The sequence below is a fragment of the Marinibacterium profundimaris genome, from assembly GCF_002210095.1.
Lineage (GTDB): Bacteria > Pseudomonadota > Alphaproteobacteria > Rhodobacterales > Rhodobacteraceae > Marinibacterium > Marinibacterium profundimaris.
Window position 1 is genome coordinate 659,409 of the sequence record NZ_AQQR01000002.1, and the last position, 18,298, is coordinate 677,706.

Annotated in this window: 15 protein-coding genes; 9 read left to right on the forward strand and 6 right to left on the reverse strand. The window is 68.8% G+C overall.

Going from position 1 to position 18,298, the window contains the following annotated elements:
• Positions 1–238 precede the first annotated feature (238 nt).
• Positions 239–3,817 carry a hydantoinase B/oxoprolinase family protein gene (locus tag ATO3_RS08010; protein ID WP_088649292.1) on the reverse strand — a complete coding sequence of 1,193 codons (3,579 nt, stop codon included), beginning with the start codon at positions 3,815–3,817 and terminating at the stop codon, positions 239–241.
• Positions 3,818–3,932: 115 nt separating this feature from the next.
• Here ATO3_RS08010 and mutL point away from each other — a divergent pair, with 115 nt between their 5' ends.
• The 3 genes from mutL to ATO3_RS08025 are packed head-to-tail and all read left to right on the forward strand — an operon-like array spanning position 3,933 to position 8,458.
• Positions 3,933–5,846 carry a DNA mismatch repair endonuclease MutL gene (mutL, locus tag ATO3_RS08015; protein WP_088649293.1) on the forward strand — a complete coding sequence of 638 codons (1,914 nt, stop codon included), beginning with the start codon at positions 3,933–3,935 and terminating at the stop codon, positions 5,844–5,846.
• Positions 5,843–7,072: a DNA recombination protein RmuC gene (locus ATO3_RS08020; RefSeq protein ID WP_088649294.1), complete on the forward strand. Its 1,230-nt coding sequence runs from the start codon at positions 5,843–5,845 to the stop codon at positions 7,070–7,072. Before mutL ends, ATO3_RS08020 begins: the two co-directional genes overlap by 4 nt.
• Before the next feature lie 60 nt (positions 7,073–7,132).
• A complete protein-coding gene (locus ATO3_RS08025; RefSeq protein WP_158217919.1) occupies positions 7,133–8,458 on the forward strand; it encodes an adenylate/guanylate cyclase domain-containing protein in 1,326 nt (441 codons plus the stop codon).
• A gap of 187 nt (positions 8,459–8,645) precedes the next feature.
• Here the strand turns inward: ATO3_RS08025 and ATO3_RS08030 are convergent, their stop codons facing one another.
• Positions 8,646–9,317 (reverse strand): ChrR family anti-sigma-E factor, encoded by a 672-nt coding sequence (locus ATO3_RS08030; RefSeq protein WP_088649296.1) that lies wholly within the window; start codon positions 9,315–9,317, stop codon positions 8,646–8,648.
• A complete protein-coding gene (locus ATO3_RS08035; protein WP_198963219.1) occupies positions 9,314–9,871 on the reverse strand; it encodes a sigma-70 family RNA polymerase sigma factor in 558 nt (185 codons plus the stop codon). Before ATO3_RS08035 ends, ATO3_RS08030 begins: the two co-directional genes overlap by 4 nt.
• 342 nt (positions 9,872–10,213) lie before the next feature.
• On the opposite strand from ATO3_RS08035, the gene ATO3_RS08040 reads away from it, so the two are divergent.
• The 6 genes from ATO3_RS08040 to ATO3_RS08065 all read left to right on the forward strand — a co-directional run bounded on the left by ATO3_RS08040 (position 10,214) and on the right by ATO3_RS08065 (position 15,293).
• Entirely contained in the window at positions 10,214–11,512 is a 1,299-nt protein-coding gene (locus ATO3_RS08040) for an NAD(P)/FAD-dependent oxidoreductase (protein WP_088649298.1), read from the forward strand.
• Positions 11,509–12,267 (forward strand): DUF1365 domain-containing protein, encoded by a 759-nt coding sequence (locus ATO3_RS08045; RefSeq protein WP_088649299.1) that lies wholly within the window; start codon positions 11,509–11,511, stop codon positions 12,265–12,267. Before ATO3_RS08040 ends, ATO3_RS08045 begins: the two co-directional genes overlap by 4 nt.
• Complete coding sequence (locus ATO3_RS08050) at positions 12,264–13,517, forward strand: MFS transporter (protein WP_233152068.1); 1,254 nt, start codon at positions 12,264–12,266, stop codon at positions 13,515–13,517. The genes ATO3_RS08045 and ATO3_RS08050 overlap by 4 nt, the downstream gene beginning before the upstream one ends.
• A 2-nt stretch (positions 13,518–13,519) precedes the next feature.
• Positions 13,520–14,125 (forward strand): DUF3833 family protein, encoded by a 606-nt coding sequence (locus ATO3_RS08055; RefSeq protein ID WP_088649300.1) that lies wholly within the window; start codon positions 13,520–13,522, stop codon positions 14,123–14,125.
• Positions 14,126–14,135: 10 nt separating this feature from the next.
• On the forward strand, positions 14,136–14,873 hold the full coding sequence (locus ATO3_RS08060) for an SDR family NAD(P)-dependent oxidoreductase (protein ID WP_088649301.1): 738 nt from the start codon (positions 14,136–14,138) through the stop codon (positions 14,871–14,873).
• Between the two features lie 102 nt (positions 14,874–14,975).
• Entirely contained in the window at positions 14,976–15,293 is a 318-nt protein-coding gene (locus tag ATO3_RS08065; protein ID WP_088649302.1) for a DUF3775 domain-containing protein, read from the forward strand.
• A 93-nt stretch (positions 15,294–15,386) separates the two neighbouring features.
• Here ATO3_RS08065 and ATO3_RS08070 read toward each other — a convergent pair whose 3' ends face one another.
• The 3 genes from ATO3_RS08070 to ATO3_RS08080 are packed head-to-tail and all read right to left on the reverse strand — an operon-like array spanning position 15,387 to position 18,294.
• Positions 15,387–16,529, reverse strand: coding sequence for a saccharopine dehydrogenase C-terminal domain-containing protein (locus tag ATO3_RS08070; RefSeq protein WP_088649303.1), 1,143 nt, complete (start codon positions 16,527–16,529; stop codon positions 15,387–15,389).
• The gene (locus ATO3_RS08075; protein WP_088649377.1) at positions 16,526–17,671 is read right to left on the reverse strand and encodes a saccharopine dehydrogenase; all 1,146 of its coding nucleotides are present in this window, start codon (positions 17,669–17,671) and stop codon (positions 16,526–16,528) included. Before ATO3_RS08075 ends, ATO3_RS08070 begins: the two co-directional genes overlap by 4 nt.
• 2 nt (positions 17,672–17,673) lie before the next feature.
• On the reverse strand, positions 17,674–18,294 hold the full coding sequence (locus tag ATO3_RS08080) for a glutathione S-transferase family protein (protein ID WP_088649378.1): 621 nt from the start codon (positions 18,292–18,294) through the stop codon (positions 17,674–17,676).
• Positions 18,295–18,298: the final 4 nt, after the last annotated feature.

An 18,298-nucleotide genomic window follows, 5' to 3' on the forward strand; every position in this document is an offset into this window, starting at 1 on the left:
ACAGGGCCGCGGCGCCCTTTCCGGAGGGCGGTCCGTGTGGCGGGCGGTGTGCCGGAGTATTTCTCAAAGGTGAAACATGGGGGCAGTGCAGGGGGCGGGACGTTCGGCTTGTTTGCCGATGTCGGATCCTCAGGGTGGCAAACAAGTCGCCTTGCCCGGGTCGGTGCACTCACGCCCCTGTCTTCACCTTGGTGTCAAATACTCCGGCGCAGCATCTGCCGCCGGCGAACCGGTCAGGTCAGGGCGCGCCCCATCCACCGCCCCCGGGCGTGAGCATGCCGAAGACACCGCCTTCGGGCAGGTCGATCTCGTCATTGCCGTTCAGGTCGCGGCGGGAGCCGTCGGGGAACTCGGCCCAGTTTTCGCCCACGTGCCCCGGCTCGCCGCCGTCGCCGCCGAACGGGGGCACGATGCGGTGAGAGCAGAGCGTGGTGACCGTGACCGGTTCCAGGAAACGCAGGCGGCGGAGCGCGCCGTTGCCGCCGGGGTACCGCCCTGCGCCACCGGTGCCGGTCGCGATGCGGAACTCCTCCAGCCGCACCGGGAAGCGGCGTTCGAGGATTTCGGGATCGGTCATGCGCGTGTTGGTCATGTGGCTTTGCACCGCGTCGCAGCCCGGGAAGCCGGGACCGGCGCCGGTGCCTCCGGCGATCGTTTCGTAGTTCTGGAAGCGGTCGTTGCCCCAGATGAAATTGTTCATCGTCGCCTGGGAACAGGCGATCACGCCAAGCGCGCCGTAAAGCGCGTTGCAGGCGGCCTGCGAGACCTCGGTATTGCCGGCGATCACCGCCGCCGGGTAGGCGGGGTTCAGGAAGCAGCCTTCGGGCGCGATGATCTTCAGCGGCTTCAGGCAGCCTTCGTTCAGCGGGATGGGCTGGCCCACCAGCGTCTGGAAGACATAGAGCACCACCGCCCGGCAGACCGCGAAGGGCGCGTTGTAATTCCCCGAATGCTGCGGCGAGGTGCCGGTGAAGTCGATCACCGCCTCGCGCGCCTTCGCATCGACGGAGACCGAGACCTCGATCTTCTGGCCGATGTCCATCTCGTAGGTGAAGCGGCCCGAGGGCAGGTCCTTCAGCACCCGGCGCACGCTTTCCTCGGCATTGTCCTGCACGTGGCCCATGTAGGCGCGCACCGTGTCCAGACCGTATTGATCGACCACGCCCAGAAGCGCCTGGCGCCCGGTCTCGTTGGCCGCCACCTGCGCCTGCAGATCGGCAAGGTTGTGGTTCGGGTTGCGCGCCGGGTAACGGCCGGAGCGGAGCGTTTCCAGCGCCTGACCGGTCAGGAAATCACCCTTCGAGACAAGGCGCACATTGTCGATCAGCACGCCTTCGTCGTCGATATGCGTGCTGTCCGGCGGGCCGGAGCCCGGGGTGCGGCCGCCGATATCGGCATGGTGTCCGCGCGAGCCCAGCCAGAACACCGGCTTGCCCCCGGCAAAGACCGGCGTGACCACGGTGACATCGGGCAGATGCGTGCCGCCGTTGAAGGGCGAGTTCAGCATGAAGGCATCGCCTTCGTGGATGTCGCCGGCATTCTCGCGCATCACCGTCTTGATGCTGTCGGACATGGAGCCCAGGTGCACCGGAACATGCGGCGCATTGGCCACCAGATCGCCGTGTTCGTCGAAGATCGCGCAGGAGAAATCCAGCCGTTCCTTGATGTTGACCGACCAGGACGTGTTGGCCAGCGTCGCGCCCATCTGGTCGGCCACCGACATGAAGAGGTTGCCCATCACTTCAAGCAGCACCGGATCGGCCTGCGTGCCGGCGGCGAGGTCGCGGGATTTCTCTTCGGTCCGGTCGAGGATCAGGTTGCCCATCTCGTCCAGATGCGCGGTCCAGCCCGGCTCGACGATGTTGGTCCCGGTCGGTTCGGTGATGATCGCCGGGCCGGGGATGCGGGCGTCAGCGGTCAGCGTGGTACGGTCGTAAAGCGGCGCCTCGGTCCAGCCGTCGGGCGTGTGCATGGGCACCTGCGCGATCGCGGCATCAGAGGTGCCGAAGGGCGTGGCGGAGGGGGCCTCGCCCGTGTCGCCGATGGCCTCGGCGCTCAGCATCTCGAAGAGGATCGCGCGGTTTTCCGAAATGAAACCGAAGCGCTGGCGGTGGGCGGATTCGAAATCGGCCTGCATCTGCTCCGGCGCGTCGAAGGGCACATCGAGCGGCTGATGAGATCCGTCATAGCGCAGATGCGCGCGGGTCAGCGCGCGGAGCCGGGTGGCGCCCTGGGCCTCGACCTCGGCCATGGCGTCGGCGCGGATTTTTTCCATGGCGGTCTCGGCTGCGGCGATGTCGGACAGCGGTGCGTCCATCTGCACCTCGCGCAGGGCGCGGATGTCGGCGAGGCCCATGCCATAGGCCGAGAGCACGCCGGCATGGGGATGGATGAAGACACGCGTCATGCCAAGCGCATCGGCCACGAGGCAGGCATGCTGCCCGCCGGCGCCGCCGAAACATTGCAGCGTGTAGCCGGTCACGTCATGGCCCCGCTGGACAGAGATCTTCTTGATCGCGTTGGCCATGTTGTCGACGGCGATGCGCAGGAAGCCCTCGGCCATGTCCTCGGGCGTGCGCGGCGCCTCGCCCGTCTCGGCCGAGACGGTCTCGGCAAGGCTGGCAAACCCTGCGCGCACGGCGTCGATGTCGAGCGGCTCATCGCCGTTCGGGCCGAAGACCGCCGGGAAGTGATCGGGGTTCAGCTTGCCCAGCATCACGTTGCAATCGGTGACCGTCAGCGGCCCGCCGCGGCGGTAGCAGGCCGGGCCGGGATCGGCGCCCGCGCTTTCGGGGCCGACCTGAAAACGCCCTTCGGCAAAGCGGCAGATGGATCCGCCGCCCGCCGCCACGGTGTGGATATCCATCATCGGGGCGCGCATCCGCACGCCCGCGACCTCGGTCTCGAACGACCGTTCGTATTGCCCGGCGTAGTGGCTGACATCCGTGGATGTGCCACCCATGTCGAAGCCGATCAGCCGGTCGTGGCCCGTGGCCTCGGCCGTGCGCACCATGCCGACGATGCCGCCCGCCGGCCCCGACAGGATCGCATCGCGTCCCTGGAACAGCCGCGCATCGGTCAGCCCGCCCGAGGATTGCATGAACAGCAGCCGGTCGCAGGCGGTGCCCAGATCCAGCGCATCGGCGACCTGATCGACGTAGCGGCGCAGGATCGGTGACAGATAGGCATCGACCACCGTGGTGTCGCCGCGCCCGACCAGCTTGGCCAGTTTCGAGACCTCGTGGCTGGCAGACACCTGGGTGAAGCCGATCTCGCGCGCGATCGCGGCGACACGGGCCTCGTGATCGGGGGTCAGGTAGGCATGCAGCCCGGCGATGGCCACGGCGCGGATCCCGTCGTCAAAGGCCGATTGCAGCGCGGCGCGGGCGGCATCCTCGTCCAGCGGGATCAGCACGTTGCCCTCGGCGTCCAGCCGTTCGTCCATCTCGGCCATGCGGTCGTAGAGCAGATCGGGCCGCCGGATATGCAGCGCGAAAAGGTCGGGCCGCGTCTGGTAGCCGATGCGCAGCAGATCCGCGAAGCCCTTCGTGATCAGCAGCAGAACCCGCGCGCCCTTGCGCTCCAGCAGCGCGTTGGTGGCGACCGTGGTGCCCATCTTGACCGCGGCGATGGCGCCTTCCGGAAACGCGCCCTCGATCCCCATGACCTCACGGATGCCCTGCACGGCGGCGTCGCGGTAGCGTTCGGGGTTCTCCGACAGCAGCTTGTGCGTCTGCAGCCCGCCATCGGGCCGGCGCGCCACGATATCGGTGAAGGTCCCGCCCCGGTCGATCCAGAATTCCCAACGTCCGCTCATGGTCCGGCCCCTCGTTTCGCCCGCTTCAAGGACAGACCAAGGGGGCGCGGGGATGTCAATCGAACCGCCGGATCCGGCTTTCAGAATCGGCGATAGCCATGCTAGGGATAGTGGGATGACACAACATGACCGCAACATGGGCGATATGCGCCCCATTATTCGGCAGCTCGACGATGCCGCGATCAACCGGATCGCCGCCGGTGAGGTCGTGGAGCGGCCCGCCTCGGCGGTCAAGGAGCTGGTCGAGAACGCGATCGACGCCGGCGCCACCCGCGTGATGGTCGAGATCGCCGACGGGGGCAAGACCCTGGTGCGGGTCACCGACGACGGCTGCGGCATCGCGCCCGAGGATCTGCCGCTGGCGCTGTCGCGGCATGCGACCTCGAAGATCGACGGCTCCGATCTGCTGAACATCCACACCTTCGGCTTCCGGGGCGAGGCGCTGCCTTCGCTCGGCGCGGTGGGGCGGCTGACGATCACCTCGCGCGGGGGCGGCGAGGCGGCAGAGATCAAGGTCTCCGGCGGCAAGCTCGGCCCGGTGAAACCCGCAGCGCTTCGGGCCGGCACGGTGGTGGAACTGCGCGACCTGTTCTACGCCACGCCCGCGCGGCTGAAGTTCCTGCGCACGGACCGGTCGGAGACCCAGGCGGTGTCCGACGTAGTGAAGCGGCTGGCGATGGCCGAACCGGCGGTGGGCTTCACCCTGCGCGACGTGTCGGGCGACGGGCAGGGGCGGACGGCCTTCCGCGCCGATCCGGAAACCGGCGACCTGTTCGACGCGCTGCACGGACGGCTCAGCCAGGTGCTGGGGCGCGAGTTTGCCGAGAACGCCCTGCGCGTGGAAGCCGAGCGCGAGGGGCTGCGGTTGTTCGGTTATGCGGCGCTGCCGACCTATTCGCGCGGGGCCGCTGTGGCCCAGTACCTCTTCGTCAACGGCCGCCCGGTGCGCGACAAGCTGCTGTCGGGCGCGCTGCGCGGGGCCTACCAGGATTTCCTCAGCCGCGACCGCCATCCGGCGGCGGCGCTGTTTATCGACTGCGATCCGCATCTGGTGGACGTCAACGTGCATCCGGCGAAATCCGAGGTGCGGTTCCGCGATGCCGGTATCGCGCGCGGGCTGATCGTCTCGGCCCTGCGCCACGCGCTGGCCGAGGCCGGGCACCGGGCCTCGACCACCGTCGCCGGCGCCACGCTGGGTGCCATGCGGCCCGAGCCGCCGACCGCATCCGGCGCGCCGCGCGTCTACCAGATGGACCGCCCCTCGCACGGCGCCCTGCGCAGCGCCTATGCCGCCCAGGCGCCCGACGTGCCCGCGCCGGCCCATCCCGCCGCGCCCGAAGCGATGGACGAGCCGATGTTCCGGGAAACCGCCGCCAGCTGGAGCGCGCGGGTTGTCGACACCCCCGAGCCCGTGCATCGCGAGCCGGACCCGCAGGGGGCGGCCGAGCCCCGCCCGCTGGGCGCCGCACGCGGACAGGTGCATGAAAACTACATCATCGCCCAGACCGCCGACGGCATGGTCATCGTCGACCAGCATGCCGCGCATGAACGGCTGGTCTATGAAAAGCTCAAACGCCAGACCGCCGAAAAGGGTGTCGCCGCGCAGGCCCTGCTGATCCCCGAGATCGTCGAACTGTCGGAAGGCGACTGCGCCGTCCTGCTCGACCATGCCGAGGCGCTGCATGACCTGGGCCTTGCCGTCGAGCCCTTCGGCGGCGCTGCCGTGGCGATCCGCGAAACCCCGGCGATCCTGGGCACGGTCAATGCCGAACGCCTGATCCGCGACGTGCTGGACGAACTCACCGACCTGGGCGAAAGCCACAGCCTGAAGGACCGGATCGACGCCATCCTCAGCCGCATGGCCTGCCATGGCTCGGTCCGGTCGGGCCGCCGCATGCAGGCCGAAGAGATGAACGCGCTGCTGCGCGAGATGGAGGCCACGCCCCATTCCGGCCAGTGCAACCACGGACGCCCCACCTATGTGGAGCTGAAACTGGCCGATATCGAACGGCTCTTCGGACGCACATGATCGACCTGCCGGTGCAGCCGGACGATCCGCGCCTCTGGATCGCCCTGGCGGTCGCGGGGCTGGTGCTGCTGCTGGTCCTGCTTCTTGTCCTGTCGATCCGCGCCTCGGGCCGTGCCGCGCGGGCGGCAGAGCCCGTGGCCGGCCAGATGGCCTGGCTCAGCCAGTCGGTGCAGCAGATGGCGCAGGGGCAGGAGCAGCTGCGCGGCGGGCTGCAGCAGGTGTCCGACACCCAGGCCAACGCGCAGCTTCAGGTGATCCAGGTGATGGAGGCGCGGCTGGCCACGGTTCAGCAGCAGATGGCCGACCGGCTGGCCGAGAACACGCTGAAATCCCAGGTCGCGCTGGCCGAGATGCAGGAGCGCATGACCGACACGCTGCACGGCCAGTCCAAGGCCACGGCAACCTCGCTGACCCAGCTGCAGGAGCGGCTGAAGGTGATCGACAAGGCGCAGGACAACATCACCCGGCTGTCGGGCGACGTGCTGTCGCTGCAGGATATCCTGTCGAACAAGCAGACGCGCGGCGCCTTCGGAGAGATCCAGCTGAACGATATCCTCGCCAAGGCCCTGCCGCGCGACAGCTACGAGCTTCAGGCGACGCTGTCGAACAACCGGCGGGCCGATTGCCTCGTGCGGCTGCCCAACCCGCCGGGGCCGATCGTGATCGACAGCAAGTTCCCCCTGGAAGCCTACGAGGCCCTGCGCGCCGAGCAATCCGATGCCCGCCAGGCCCGCGCGGCTTCGGGCTTCCGGCAGGCGGTGCGGACCCATATCCGGGCCATCGCCGAGCGCTACATCCTCGACGGCGAAACCGCCGACGGCGCGCTGATGTTCTTGCCGTCGGAGGCCGTCTATGCCGAGTTGCACGGGAATTTTCCCGAGGTCGTGCGCGAAGGCTTCGAGGCGCGGGTCTGGATCGTCTCGCCCACCACCTGCATGGCCACGCTGAACACGATGCGCGCGATCCTGAAGGACGCCCGCATGCGCGAGCAGGCCGGCGCGATCCGGGCCGAGCTGGGGCTGCTGCATCGCGATGTCGCGCGGCTGGGCGAGCGGGTCGGCAACCTCGACCGGCATTTCAGCCAGGCCGCGAAGGACGTGGCCGAGATCCGCGTCAGTGCCGAGAAGGCCGGGCGGCGGGCCGAGCGGCTGGATCGGTTCGATTTCGACGGCGGCGGCGAGGAGACCCCGCCGCTGGAAGAGACCGTGCCGCAGACCGAAGGCTGAGCCTTTGCTTCCCCGAAGTCGGCGCCTGCCCTATGGATGGGACAACCGGGACGGGATCAGATGACGACCAGCGACCCCCACGCCAAGACGCGGCGACTTCTGACCGAGGCGGAGATCGCCTCGGAACAGCTGGTGTCGGTCCTGCGGATGCTGGTGGCCTCGGGCCTGCTGCTGTTTTTCGCCGTGACGGTCGGGCCGCTGTCGGGCTTTGCCGACTCGATGCAGAAGCGGCAATGGCTCTTTGCCGCGGTGACAATGGGGGCTTATTGCCTTGTCGGCCTCGGCGCCTGGACGCTGGGCCGGGCGGGGCTGATGCGGCGCTGGATGATCTGGGTCACGGTGACGACGGATTGCGTCTTCCTGCTGGTCAACATCTGGCTGAGCCTGTCGAATACCGGGCTGTCGGGGCAGGTGGTCTTTGCTTTGCCGCCGGTCTGGCTGATCCCGATGGCGCTGGCCTTCGGGATGCTGCGGGTGAACCCGGCGGTGCAGATCTATATCACCGTGGTGCTGGTGCTGGGGATCGGCGCGATGCTCGACATCGGGGCCGGGACCGAAAGCGGGTTCGGGCCGGCGCTGGGCGGCAGGGCCGACCAGGTCGGGTTCTTCCTGGCCACGCCGCCCAACCTGATGCGGCTGAGCATGATCGCGCTGACGGGCGCGGTGCTGGCGGTGGCGGCGGCGCGGACGCGGCGCCTGCTGCTGCAATCCATCGTCGAGACGCAGGCGCGGGCAAACCTGACGCGCTACCTGCCGGCGCAGATTTCCGACCAGCTGGCCGAGGGCCGGCTGGACGAGCTGCGGCGGGGGCGGCGCGAGGAGATGGCGATCCTGTTCGTGGACATGCGGGATTTCACGACGATCTCGGAGGGGATGACGCCCGAGGAGGTGTCGGGCTTCGTGTCGGAGTTCCGCGCGCGGCTGACCCGGGCGGTGCAGGGCTGCGGCGGAATGATCGACAAGTTCATGGGCGACGCGGCGATGATCGTCTTTCCGGCCGGCGGGGATCCGGCGGCGGCGGCCTGCTGCGCGCTGCGCTGCGCCGACCGGATCCGGGCCGCGATGGAGGCGTGGTCCGAGGAGCGGCCCGAGCGGATCCGGGTGGGGATCGGCGGGCATTGGGGCGAGGTGTTCAGCGGCGTGGTGGGCGATGACACGCGGCTGGAATATTCGGTCTTCGGCGATCCGGTGAATGTGGCGGCGCGGCTGGAGGGGATGACCAAGGAGCTGGGCGCGCCGATCGTGGTGTCGCGCGACCTGCTGGAGCGGGCAGGGCAGGGGGCACCGGGGGAGTGGCGGCTGCTGGGGCGGACCGGGATCCGGGGGCGCGACGAGGGGCTGGATGTGCTGGCCTGTGCGCCGGAGGGGGAGGGACGCGCGGGCTGAGGACGGGGTTGGGGGCGCTGCCCCCGTCCTCCTTTGGAGGACTCCCCCGGAGGTATTTGGGCCAAGGTGAAGCAGGGGCGTGGAGCGATGTCCCACGCGTGGGACATCGGGGCGGTCGTTTGGACTCAAGGGGGTGCGGGGGCGGATTAACCGTTTGTTCAGGGTTGGGGCCGCGCCCGGACCCGGGTCAGATCCGCAGGAAGGGCTGCGCCAGGCGCGGCAGCAGCGAGGTGAAGCGCAGCGAGGCGTCGGTCACGGCGAGGCAGATGCAATCCTCGGAGATGTCGGCGACGGGGGTGTGCTGCATCTCTTCGTCGGCGATTTCCACGTCGCCGCGTGCGAAGTGATCGTCCTCGTCCGAGAAGGCGCCCTGCAGCACCATGGTCATTTCCGTGCCGTGGTGGCCGTGGTCCGGCATCGCGGTGCCTGCGGGGATGAAGAGAAGCCGGGCGGTGGCGCCGGGGCCGGTCTTCAGGATCGCCTGTTTCACGCCCATGCCGACCGGGCGCCAGCGGATCGCCTCGAGATCGCCGCCGACGTAATCGCGCAGGGGCGCGGGCAGGACCGAACCGCGGGGCGCCGGTGCGGGGCGCATCGCGGCCGTCTCGCCGGCGTCGCTGGCGGCGATGCGCGCCAGGGTCGCGGCAAGGCTGTCCTCGGCCACGGGCGCCTGGGCGTCGGCATCGATCCCGTCCAGCAGGGCGCCGCCGAGCGCATCGTAGCTTTCCAGCCGGGCGCGGCATTCGTCGCAGAGCGACACATGGGTCGCGACCATCAGGCTGAACGCCTCGTTGAGGCTGCCAGCGGCATAGGCCATCAGGATCGCGTCCGTCAGATGATGTCTGATCTCGTTGGTCATTGGCTACCGTTCATTGCGTGGCGCAGTCTCTCCAGCGCCAGTCTTATCCTCGATTTGATCGTGCCCAGGGGCAGACCGGTTGCATCCGCGATCTCGCGGTGGCTCATCTCGCCGAAATAGGCGCGTTCGACCAGGTCGCGCTGGGCCTCCGGCAGGTCGGCCAGGGCCTGGCGCAGCAGGTCGCTTTCCTGTTGCAGGACGATGACGTCCTCCTGGTCCGGCTCGGCCTCGGGGCCCCAGGGCAGATCCTCGGGCTCGGGCCGGCGTTGCCGGCGCAGCGTGTCGATCCGGCGATTTCGCGCCACCGTGAAGATCCAGGTCGCCACCGAAGCGCGGGACGGATCGAACAGGTGCGCCTTCTGCCAGATCGTGGCCATCACCTCCTGCATGCATTCCTCGGCCTGGGCGCTGTCGGCGCCCGATTTCATCAAGAAGCCTTTAACCCGCGGTGCGAAATACGCGAAGAGTTCCGCGAAGGCCTGCTGGTCCTTGTCCTCGCGGATCCGGTCGATATGGCCGATCCAGAGGGCTCGGGCGGGAGACGGTTCGGTCATGTCCGGGTCAGGTTCCGTTTGGCGAAATCCGTTGTGCGCGATCACCCCAAGGCTTACGCGGTCACGGCCGGAAGGTTCAACCTGCATCTCCATGTCCCTGTTTACGCGGCCTGGACGGGGCCGGATCACCGGGGCGCCAAAAAAGTTTTCGCGCGAAATCGTTTTGGTCCGGCGGCCGGGCGTGGCAGGAAGGGGCGCGCGGAGCCCCCGCGCAAGGGCAGGAGGGCGGCGATGGGCGCCGCAGGCCGCCTTTCCCCCGATGTTTTTCGCTTTTTTTCAAGACATGTCATCCGAACGGGCCGCCCAAGCGTAAACCCTTGGACGACAATACCGGAGACCTGGATGCCATTCGAACAACGCAATGCCTTGCCGCGCAGGATCGCGGTCATCGGGGCGGGAATATCGGGGCTCTCGGCAGCCCACATGCTGGCCGAGAACCACCTCGTGACGCTTTTCGAGGCAGAGCCGCGGTTGGGCGGACATGCGCGCACCGTGATGGCCGGGCGTCGTGGCGATCAGCCGGTGGACATGGGGTTCATCGTGTTCAACAAGGTCAATTACCCCCGGCTGACCCGGCTTTTCGATCACCTTGGCGTGCCGGTGGCCAAGAGCCAGATGAGCTTTGGCGTCTCGATCGACGGCGGTGCGCTGGAATATGCGCTGACCAGCGCGGACAGCCTGTTCGCGCAGCGCCGTCACGCGGTGCGCCCGGCCTTCCTGCGGATGGTGCGCGATATCTTCCGGTTCAACGCGCAGGCCGAGGCGGCGGTGACGGGCCCCGAGATGACGGTGGGCGAGCTGCTGGATGCTCTGGGCATGGGGGCGTGGTTCCGGGATTATTACCTGCTGCCCTTCTCGGGCGCGATCTGGTCCACGCCAAAGCGCAGGATCCTCGAATTTCCGGCCTATGCGATGATCCGGTTCTTCAGGAACCACAACCTGCTCAGCTACAGCGGGCAGCACCAGTGGTACACCGTGCAGGGCGGATCGGTGCAATATGTCCAGCGCCTTGAGGCGGCACTGCGGCGGCGCGGGGTGGAGATCCGCGAGGGCTGCCCGATCCGGGCGGTGCATCGCGACGGCCCGGGCGTGCGCATCGCGCCCCAGGGCGGGGTGGACGAGCATTTCGACGAGGTCGTCTTTGCCACCCATTCCGATGTCACGCTGCGCCTGCTGGCCGATGCCGATGCGCGCGAACGCGGCGCGCTGGAGCGTATCCGGTATCAGCCGAACCAGGTCGTGCTGCATTCGGATGCCGCCATGATGCCGAAGCGGCGCAAGGTCTGGTCCAGCTGGGTCTATACCGAGGACCGCAACGCGCCCTCGGACGTGATCGATCTGACCTATTGGATGAATTCGCTGCAGCCGATCCCGATGGACGATCCGCTGTTCGTCACGCTGAATTCGCGCCGTCCGATCCGCGAAGAGCTGATCCACGACCAGGTGACCATGCATCACCCGGTCTACGACGCCGCCGCCCTGGCCGCGCAGGAGGAGATCCGGGGTTTCAACGGCGCCAACGCCACCTGGTTCTGCGGGGCCTGGATGCGCAACGGGTTCCACGAGGACGGGATCGCCAGCGCGGCCGACGTGGTCGAGGCCATCGCCGCGCGGCCCGGTCTTGGGATTGCCGCGGAATGAGGACGGTCGATCATATCGCCGGACAGACCTTTCATGGCCGCAAGGGATCGGTGAAGAACGCCTTCCGCTACGGGGTGGATTACCTGCTGCTGGATGCCGAGGCCGAGGTGGCCGCGCCGCGCGGCTTTTCGCGCAACCGGGGCTGGGTCCTGGCCGTGCACGACAGCGACCATGGCGGGGCGCCGGGCGAGGGGCGCGGGGCCGCCTGGGTGCGCGAGGTGATGGAAAGCCACCAGCTGCCGCAGCCGGCCCGGATCGAGCTGCTGACCCAGCCGCGCGTGCTGGGCCACGTGTTCAACCCGGTCAGCTTCTGGCTGTGCCGGGATGGGGACGACGCGCTGGTGGCGGTGATCGCCGAGGTCACGAACACCTTCGGCGAGAGGCATTCCTATCTTTGTCACAAGCCGGATCTGTTGCCGATCGGCCCGTCGGACCGGCTGCGGGCGACGAAGATCTTCTATGTCAGCCCGTTCCAGCCGATCGAGGGCGGGTATGAATTCCGGTTCGACATCCGGCCCGAGCGGATCGGCATCTGGATCGACTACAGCCAGGGCGAAGGCGGGCTGATCGCCACGCTGACCGGGCATCGCCGGGCGCTGACCCATGGCGCGATCCTGCGCATGGCGCTGCGGCGGCCCTTCGGGTCGCGGCGGGTGCTGGGGCTGATCTTCTGGCAGGCGCTGAAGCTGCGGCTGAAATCGGTGCGCTACCGGGTGCGCCCGGCCCCGCCCGAGGCCGAGGTGACGCGCGGATGATTGCCATGGCGCGCAGGATGACGGGAGAGGGTCTGGCGCCCTACGCGCTCTTTGCGGGCGTTCTGGCCATGGCCGGGCTGCCGCTGTACATCCATGCGCCCAAGGTCTTTGCCGAGGCCAACGGGGTCAGCCTGGCCGCGATGGGCGGGGTGCTGTTCGCGCTGCGGCTGCTGGACGTGGTGCAGGATCCGCTGCTGGGGCGGCTGGCCGAGGTGTCGGGCCGCTGGCGCGCGGTTGCGGTGGGGATCGCCGGGGGGGTGATGGCCTGCGGGATGGCCGGGCTTTTTGCCGTGACGCCGCCGGTGGCGCCGCTGATCTGGTTCGCGGCCATGCTGACGCTGGTCTTCAGCAGCTATTCCTTCCTGACCATCTGTTTCTATGCCCGCGGCGTGGCCCGCGCCGAGGATATGGGCGAGGACGGGCACCTGCGTCTTGCCCGCTGGCGCGAGACCGGCGCGCTGCTGGGCGTGTGCATCGCCTCGGTCGCGCCGGTGGCTCTGGCCGTGCTGACCGATGCGCCATATGCGGCCTTTGCCCTGGGCTTTGCGGTGATGGTCCTGCTGGCGGTGATGGCGATGCAGTCGGAATGGACCGGCGCCGCCCCGGCCGAAGGCTCGCAGCTGAAGCCGGTGCTGCGCGATCCCGTGGCGCGGCGCCTGCTGCTGGTGGGGCTGCTGAACGCAAGCCCGGTGGCGGTGACCGCGACGCTGTTTCTCTATTTCGTCGAGAGCCGGCTGCAGGCACCTGGGGCCGAGGGGCCGCTGCTGCTGCTGTTCTTCCTGTCCGCCGCCGCCGCCGCGCCGCTTTGGGGGCGGCTGGCCGAGGCATTCGGGGCGAAACGGGTGCTGTTGGGCGCGATGGCGCTGTCGATTGCCGCCTTCGCGCTGGTGCCGCTTCTGGGCCCGGGGGACGTGGCCGCCTTTGCCGCGATCTGCCTTGTCTCGGGCGCCGCGCTGGCGGCCGACCTGACCCTGCTGCCCGCTCTCTTCGCCAAGCGCATGGCCCGGGTCTCGCCCTCGGCGGCGGCGGGCTTCGGCCTGTGGTCCTTTGTTTCGAAATTCGCCCTGTCCCTTGCGGCGCTGGTACTTCTGCCGGCGCTTGAGGTGGCGGGCTTCACCCCGGGCGGCCCCAACGAAGAGAGCGCGCTGCGAACCCTCGCGCTGCTCTACGCCGGCCTGCCCTGCCTTCTGAAAGCGGCGGCGATCATCCTGCTCGCCGCCGCCCGACTGGAGGCCTCACCGGAGGATTGACCATGCAAGAGATCCTGCTTGTCGCCCTGGGCGCGGCCCTGATGGCGCTGCTGTTCTGGTTCCGTCACCGCTATGCGTCCTTTGCCGCCCAGGCGCCGGGGGATTATTGCGCCGGCGGGCCGGAGTTCGACCCGCGCCGCCACCTGAACGGCGCGATGACCTGCGATGGCGTCACCTACGGGCCCACGGGCCGCGTGGTGTCGCGGTTCACCGCCGATTTCGATATCGCCTGGACCGGCGACACCGGGATCATGCGCGAGCATTTCCGCTATGACGACGGCTCCAGCCGGGACCGCGAGTGGCACCTGACCCTGATGCCCGACGGCCGGATCGAGGCCCGCGCGGATGACGTGCCCGGTCTTGGCCGGGGCATGGTCAGCGGTCCGACGCTGGGCCTGCGCTATCGGCTGCGCCTGCCCGAAAGCTCGGGCGGGCATGTGCTGGACGCGGTCGACTGGATGTACCTGACGCCGGATGGAACGATCATGAACCGCAGCCAGTTCCGCAAGTTCGGGATCACCGTGGCCGAACTGGTGGCCACGATGCGTCCGGTGGGCCGGGCCGAGGCCCGGGGAGCGGATCCGATATTGGAAACGGCGGCGGAATGAGACAGCTTAAATGAGACAGCTCAGAGGCAAGAGATACTGGCTGGTCGGCGCAAGCGAAGGGCTTGGCGCGGCGCTGGCGCAGCAGATGAGCGCCGAGGGCGCACGGCTGGTGCTGTCGTCGCGCTCGGGCCAGAAGCTGCAGGCGCTGGCCGACAGCCTGCCGACCCAGGCCGAGGTGGTGCAGATCGACGTCACCGACGATGCCAGCGTCCGCGACGCGGCCCAGTCGGTGGGCGAGATCGACGGGCTGGTCTACCTCGCCGGGGTCTACTGGCCCATGGCCGCGCAGGACTGGACCGCCGAGGAAGCGACGGCGATGGCCGATGTGAACTTCACCGGGCTGATGCGGGTGCTGGGCCAGGTCGTGCCGGGGATGGTGTCGCGGGACGCGGGCCACATCGTGATCACCGGCTCGCTTTCGGGCTATCGGGGCTTGCCGGGGACGATCGGCTATGTCGCCTCGAAGGCCGGGGTGATGGCGCTGGCCGAATGCCTGCATGCGGATCTGCACAAGACCGGGGTCGATGTGCAGCTGGCCAACCCGGGCTTCATCCGCACCCGGCTGACGGACAAGAACGATTTCACCATGCCATTGCTGATGGAACCCGACGAGGCCGCCGCCAAGATGCTGGCGCATATGAAGGGGCGGGGGTTCTCGCGCAGCTTCCCGCGCGCGTTTTCCTGGGTGTTCCGCCTGTCGCGGTTCCTGCCCGAGCCTGTGTACCTGAAGATCTTCGCGCGGGGCTGAGCCTGCCGGAGGGTGCGTTTCTTCACGACCGCACTTGCGCCATGTCAATGTCGGCCCCCGCGCCTTGATGCCATGTGACCCGGTCTTTACCGGAGAACCAAGATGCAGGAGCTATCCCCCCGCAAGGTCGCACAGGTCATCGTCATGAGCCGCGAGCTTGGCCGGGCCGAAGGTGAATTTCGCGATTTCGTCGAGGCCATGACCGAGGACGAGCAGGCCGAGCTGGTCGCCGTCATGTGGATCGGCCGTGGCAGTTTCGAGGTCGAGGATTTCGCAGAGGCGGTCAACACCGCGCGGGCCGAGGCCACGACCCCCTGCGCCGACTACCTGATCGGCACGCCGCACCTGGCCGAGAACCTGGAAACCGGGCTCGAGGCGATGGGCTATTCCGTCTCCGACGAGGAAGACGGGGTCCTCTAGGGCGCTGCGCGCGGGCAGGGGCGGCAACCGGGCACCTCTGGTGCCCGGAGCATGGATTGCGCCGTCAGGCGCGACGCCTTGCAATGGCCGGGATCAGGCGAGCCGGTCGATCAGCGCCAGGTGCTGGGCCAGCGTGTCGATTTCGCCCAGCCAGGTGTCCAGCAGTTTGGGATCCGAAGGCGCCGCATGCACGCCGGCGGGCACCGCGCGGTCAAGCACCGCCTCGACCGCCAGGGCCACCGGGATCGACACCAGCCGCGCCATCGCCGTGCCGCGTTCGTCGCCCCAGGCGTCCATAACGTAGGTCTGGTGGAACACCGCCTTGCCGTCCTTCTCCGCCGTCAGGTCGACACAGAGGACCACGCGGTCGGGCTCGCCCTCGTCATAGGCGTTTTCTTCCCAGAACTGGTCCGACATCTCCTTCAGGCGGGCGTCGCCCTCGGGGCCCTGCAGCGTCTCGACCTCGGCGAAGACGTCCTTCCAGGCCTCGGTCCAGCCGTTCAGCCGCAGCGTGCCGCGGACGAAATCCTTCACCGGCCAGGCCGGGTCGAAGTCGTATTGCGCCATGAAGGGGATGGAATCGCGGTTCGGGTAGACCTCGAACTCTTCGGGCGTGGGCAGCGGGGCGACATAGGTGCCGATCGCGTCCCAGGGTCGGTCCACGCGCAGCTCGGAATAGGCCTTCATCGACCGCGAGGGCGAGCGCAGGGCCTTCAGCACGCCGAGCGGCGACCAGCTGAACTTGTAGCGGAACGGGTTCGGGTTCTTCGGGATGCCGCCGCAATAGCTAAGGAAGCTCAGGTGGTTTTCCGGGTCGAAGGCATCCGAGGCGCGGTACTTGGCGACCAGCGCATGGGCCATCAGGTGGTCGATGCCCGGGTCCAGCCCGACCTCGTTCATCAGGATCACGCCGGCGGCGCGGGCTTCGTCGTCCAGCGCGCGCATCTCGGGCGCGATGTAGGAGGACGAGACGAAATGGGCCTTCGCCGCGATGGCGGCCTTCGCCAGCGGCACGTGCCAGTCGCCCGGCAGCATCGAGACTACCACGTCGCCGGGCTGCAGCGCTGCGGCCACGGTGTCCAGATCGAAGGCGCGGATGTCGTCGGTCAGGTCGCCGACCGCCTCCTGCGCCTTGTCCACCGTCCGGTTCCAGACGGTGACGGGTTTGCCGGCCGCCAGAAGGCGGCGCAGGCCGGGGATGGCCGACAGGCCGGTGCCGCACCAGTGAATTGTCATGGAGTGGACCTCTTCGTCGTTTCTGTCCTGGCGTCTTTGCCGGGGACGGTGTCGCGCGCTGCGCCCGTCCTCGGCGCGGTGAAGTCTTGGTACCTGGCCACGTGGGCGTCGAAGATCTCCTTCGCGCGGCCCCAGACGCCGCTGTCGAGGTCGTCCAGCGTCTTGAGCGAGGGCAGCAGCTGGCCGGCGAAATCCTCGGAGCTTTCGCGCGGCAGCATCGAGGGCAGGTTGTCGATCGCGGTCACATCCAGCGCCGGGGTGTAGTGGACGCGCAGCGCCGGCGCGGACCAGGTGGTGGTGCGGTCGTAGACCTTGATCGGGGAGAAATCGCTGTCCGGGTCGCAGGCGATGTCGCCGATCACCCGGAGCGCGCGCGGGTCGGACCCGGCCGAGGAGGGCACGAAGACGGGGGTGTCGGGCCCGGCGAGGATGCAGTTGAGGAAGATCTCGTGCATCAGAACCTCGGGGAAGGGGCCGCCGCTGGCGGTCTCTTCCATGTCCCAGGCGGTCACCGGCACGCGCATCGCCTTGCAAAGGTCCGCCGCCCCGCGTCCGACGCGCCCCAGCGCGCCGATGACCAGGGCATCGGGCCGCTCGGATCCGGTGGCCAGAAGCTGTATGTTCAGGTCGGCGCGCAGGGCCTCGGCATCGGCATAGGGATGGACCGGGCCGCAGATGTCGTGGCGCTTCTGCGCCGCCCAGCACATCAGCGCCACCGCCGCGCCCGCATAGCCCGCCCAGTAGCCGAAGGCCGCCACGCGGCGCCCGTCCTCGTCCAGCAGGTATTCGAGATCGTAGAGCGTTCCGCCGCCCGCGGCGAAGCGTTCCAGCAGCACCTGGCCGGCCGGCTGGCCCTTGTAGGCGTGGCCGAACATGATGTGGCGGTGCACCAGGGGCGTGCCGTCCTCGGGCAGTTCCTTGAGGCCGAAGATGATCGCGTCCTCCGGCGCCTCGGGCCAGGACCCTTCGGGCGCCACGGCACAGCCGGCCTCGACATAGCCGTCAAGCGGGAGGATGCGGCTTTCGCTCTCCTCGATGGTCAGATCGAACCCCTGCCCGATCAGCGCCTTCGCGCCGTCGGGGGTGATGCCGACGCGGTCCTCGTTGGCACGCTGCTCGGCCCGGATCCAGAGATGCGGCATGCTCATTGCGGGATCATCCCCTTGGCGACGACCGCCTGCACCGAGGGCCGCGCGGCCATCGTCTCGCGGAAGGCCTGCAGTTTCGGGAATGCCGTGATGTCGACGCTGTCGCCTTCCAGCCAGGTGGAGATCGTGTAGAGATAGCAATCCGCCACGCTCGGACGGTCGCCCAGGATGAAGGGGCCCGTCAGCATGTGGTTTTCGACGTAGTCGCAGCAGGCGGTCATCGTTTCGGGCACCTTGGCGGCCATGGCCGCCTGGGCCGCGGGGTCGTCGGCCCAGCGGGCGCCGCGCCGCCCGTGGGCGTGGTTGGGATGCATGGTCGAGGCGAAGTAGTACATCGCCGCGCGCATCTGCGCCTGGGCGACCGGATCGGCGGGGGCCAGCCCGGCCTCGGGCGCGCGGGCGGCGATGTATTCGAGGATCGCGCCGGTCTCGGTAAAGGTGCCGTCGGTCGTGATCAGGACGGGCACCCGGCCCTTGGGGTTCAGCGACAGGTAAGGTTCCTCGCGCTGCTCGCCGGCGGCGAAATCGACGCGGACGGGCTCATAGGGCAGGCCGGCCTCTTCTAGGGCAATGGCCGAGGCGCTGGCGATGGTGCCGGGGGAAAAGTAAAGCTTGATCATC

Excerpts from the sequence above, each read along its gene's own strand:
- ATO3_RS08045 (WP_088649299.1), top strand. The coding sequence starts at position 11,509 with ATGAGGACGGTCGATCATATCGCCGGACAGACCTTTCATGGCCGCAAG.
- ATO3_RS08020 (WP_088649294.1), top strand. The coding sequence starts at position 5,843 with ATGATCGACCTGCCGGTGCAGCCGGACGATCCGCGCCTCTGGATCGCC.
- ATO3_RS08060 (WP_088649301.1), top strand. The coding sequence starts at position 14,136 with ATGAGACAGCTCAGAGGCAAGAGATACTGGCTGGTCGGCGCAAGCGAA.
- ATO3_RS08010 (WP_088649292.1), bottom strand. The coding sequence starts at position 3,817 with ATGAGCGGACGTTGGGAATTCTGGATCGACCGGGGCGGGACCTTCACC.
- ATO3_RS08035 (WP_198963219.1), bottom strand. The coding sequence starts at position 9,871 with ATGACCGAACCGTCTCCCGCCCGAGCCCTCTGGATCGGCCATATCGAC.
- ATO3_RS08040 (WP_088649298.1), top strand. The coding sequence starts at position 10,214 with ATGCCATTCGAACAACGCAATGCCTTGCCGCGCAGGATCGCGGTCATC.
- ATO3_RS08075 (WP_088649377.1), bottom strand. The coding sequence starts at position 17,671 with ATGCCGCATCTCTGGATCCGGGCCGAGCAGCGTGCCAACGAGGACCGC.
- ATO3_RS08050 (WP_233152068.1), top strand. The coding sequence starts at position 12,264 with ATGATTGCCATGGCGCGCAGGATGACGGGAGAGGGTCTGGCGCCCTAC.
- ATO3_RS08030 (WP_088649296.1), bottom strand. The coding sequence starts at position 9,317 with ATGACCAACGAGATCAGACATCATCTGACGGACGCGATCCTGATGGCC.
- mutL (WP_088649293.1), top strand. The coding sequence starts at position 3,933 with ATGACACAACATGACCGCAACATGGGCGATATGCGCCCCATTATTCGG.
- ATO3_RS08065 (WP_088649302.1), top strand. The coding sequence starts at position 14,976 with ATGCAGGAGCTATCCCCCCGCAAGGTCGCACAGGTCATCGTCATGAGC.
- ATO3_RS08055 (WP_088649300.1), top strand. The coding sequence starts at position 13,520 with ATGCAAGAGATCCTGCTTGTCGCCCTGGGCGCGGCCCTGATGGCGCTG.
- ATO3_RS08070 (WP_088649303.1), bottom strand. The coding sequence starts at position 16,529 with ATGACAATTCACTGGTGCGGCACCGGCCTGTCGGCCATCCCCGGCCTG.
- ATO3_RS08025 (WP_158217919.1), top strand. The coding sequence starts at position 7,133 with ATGACGACCAGCGACCCCCACGCCAAGACGCGGCGACTTCTGACCGAG.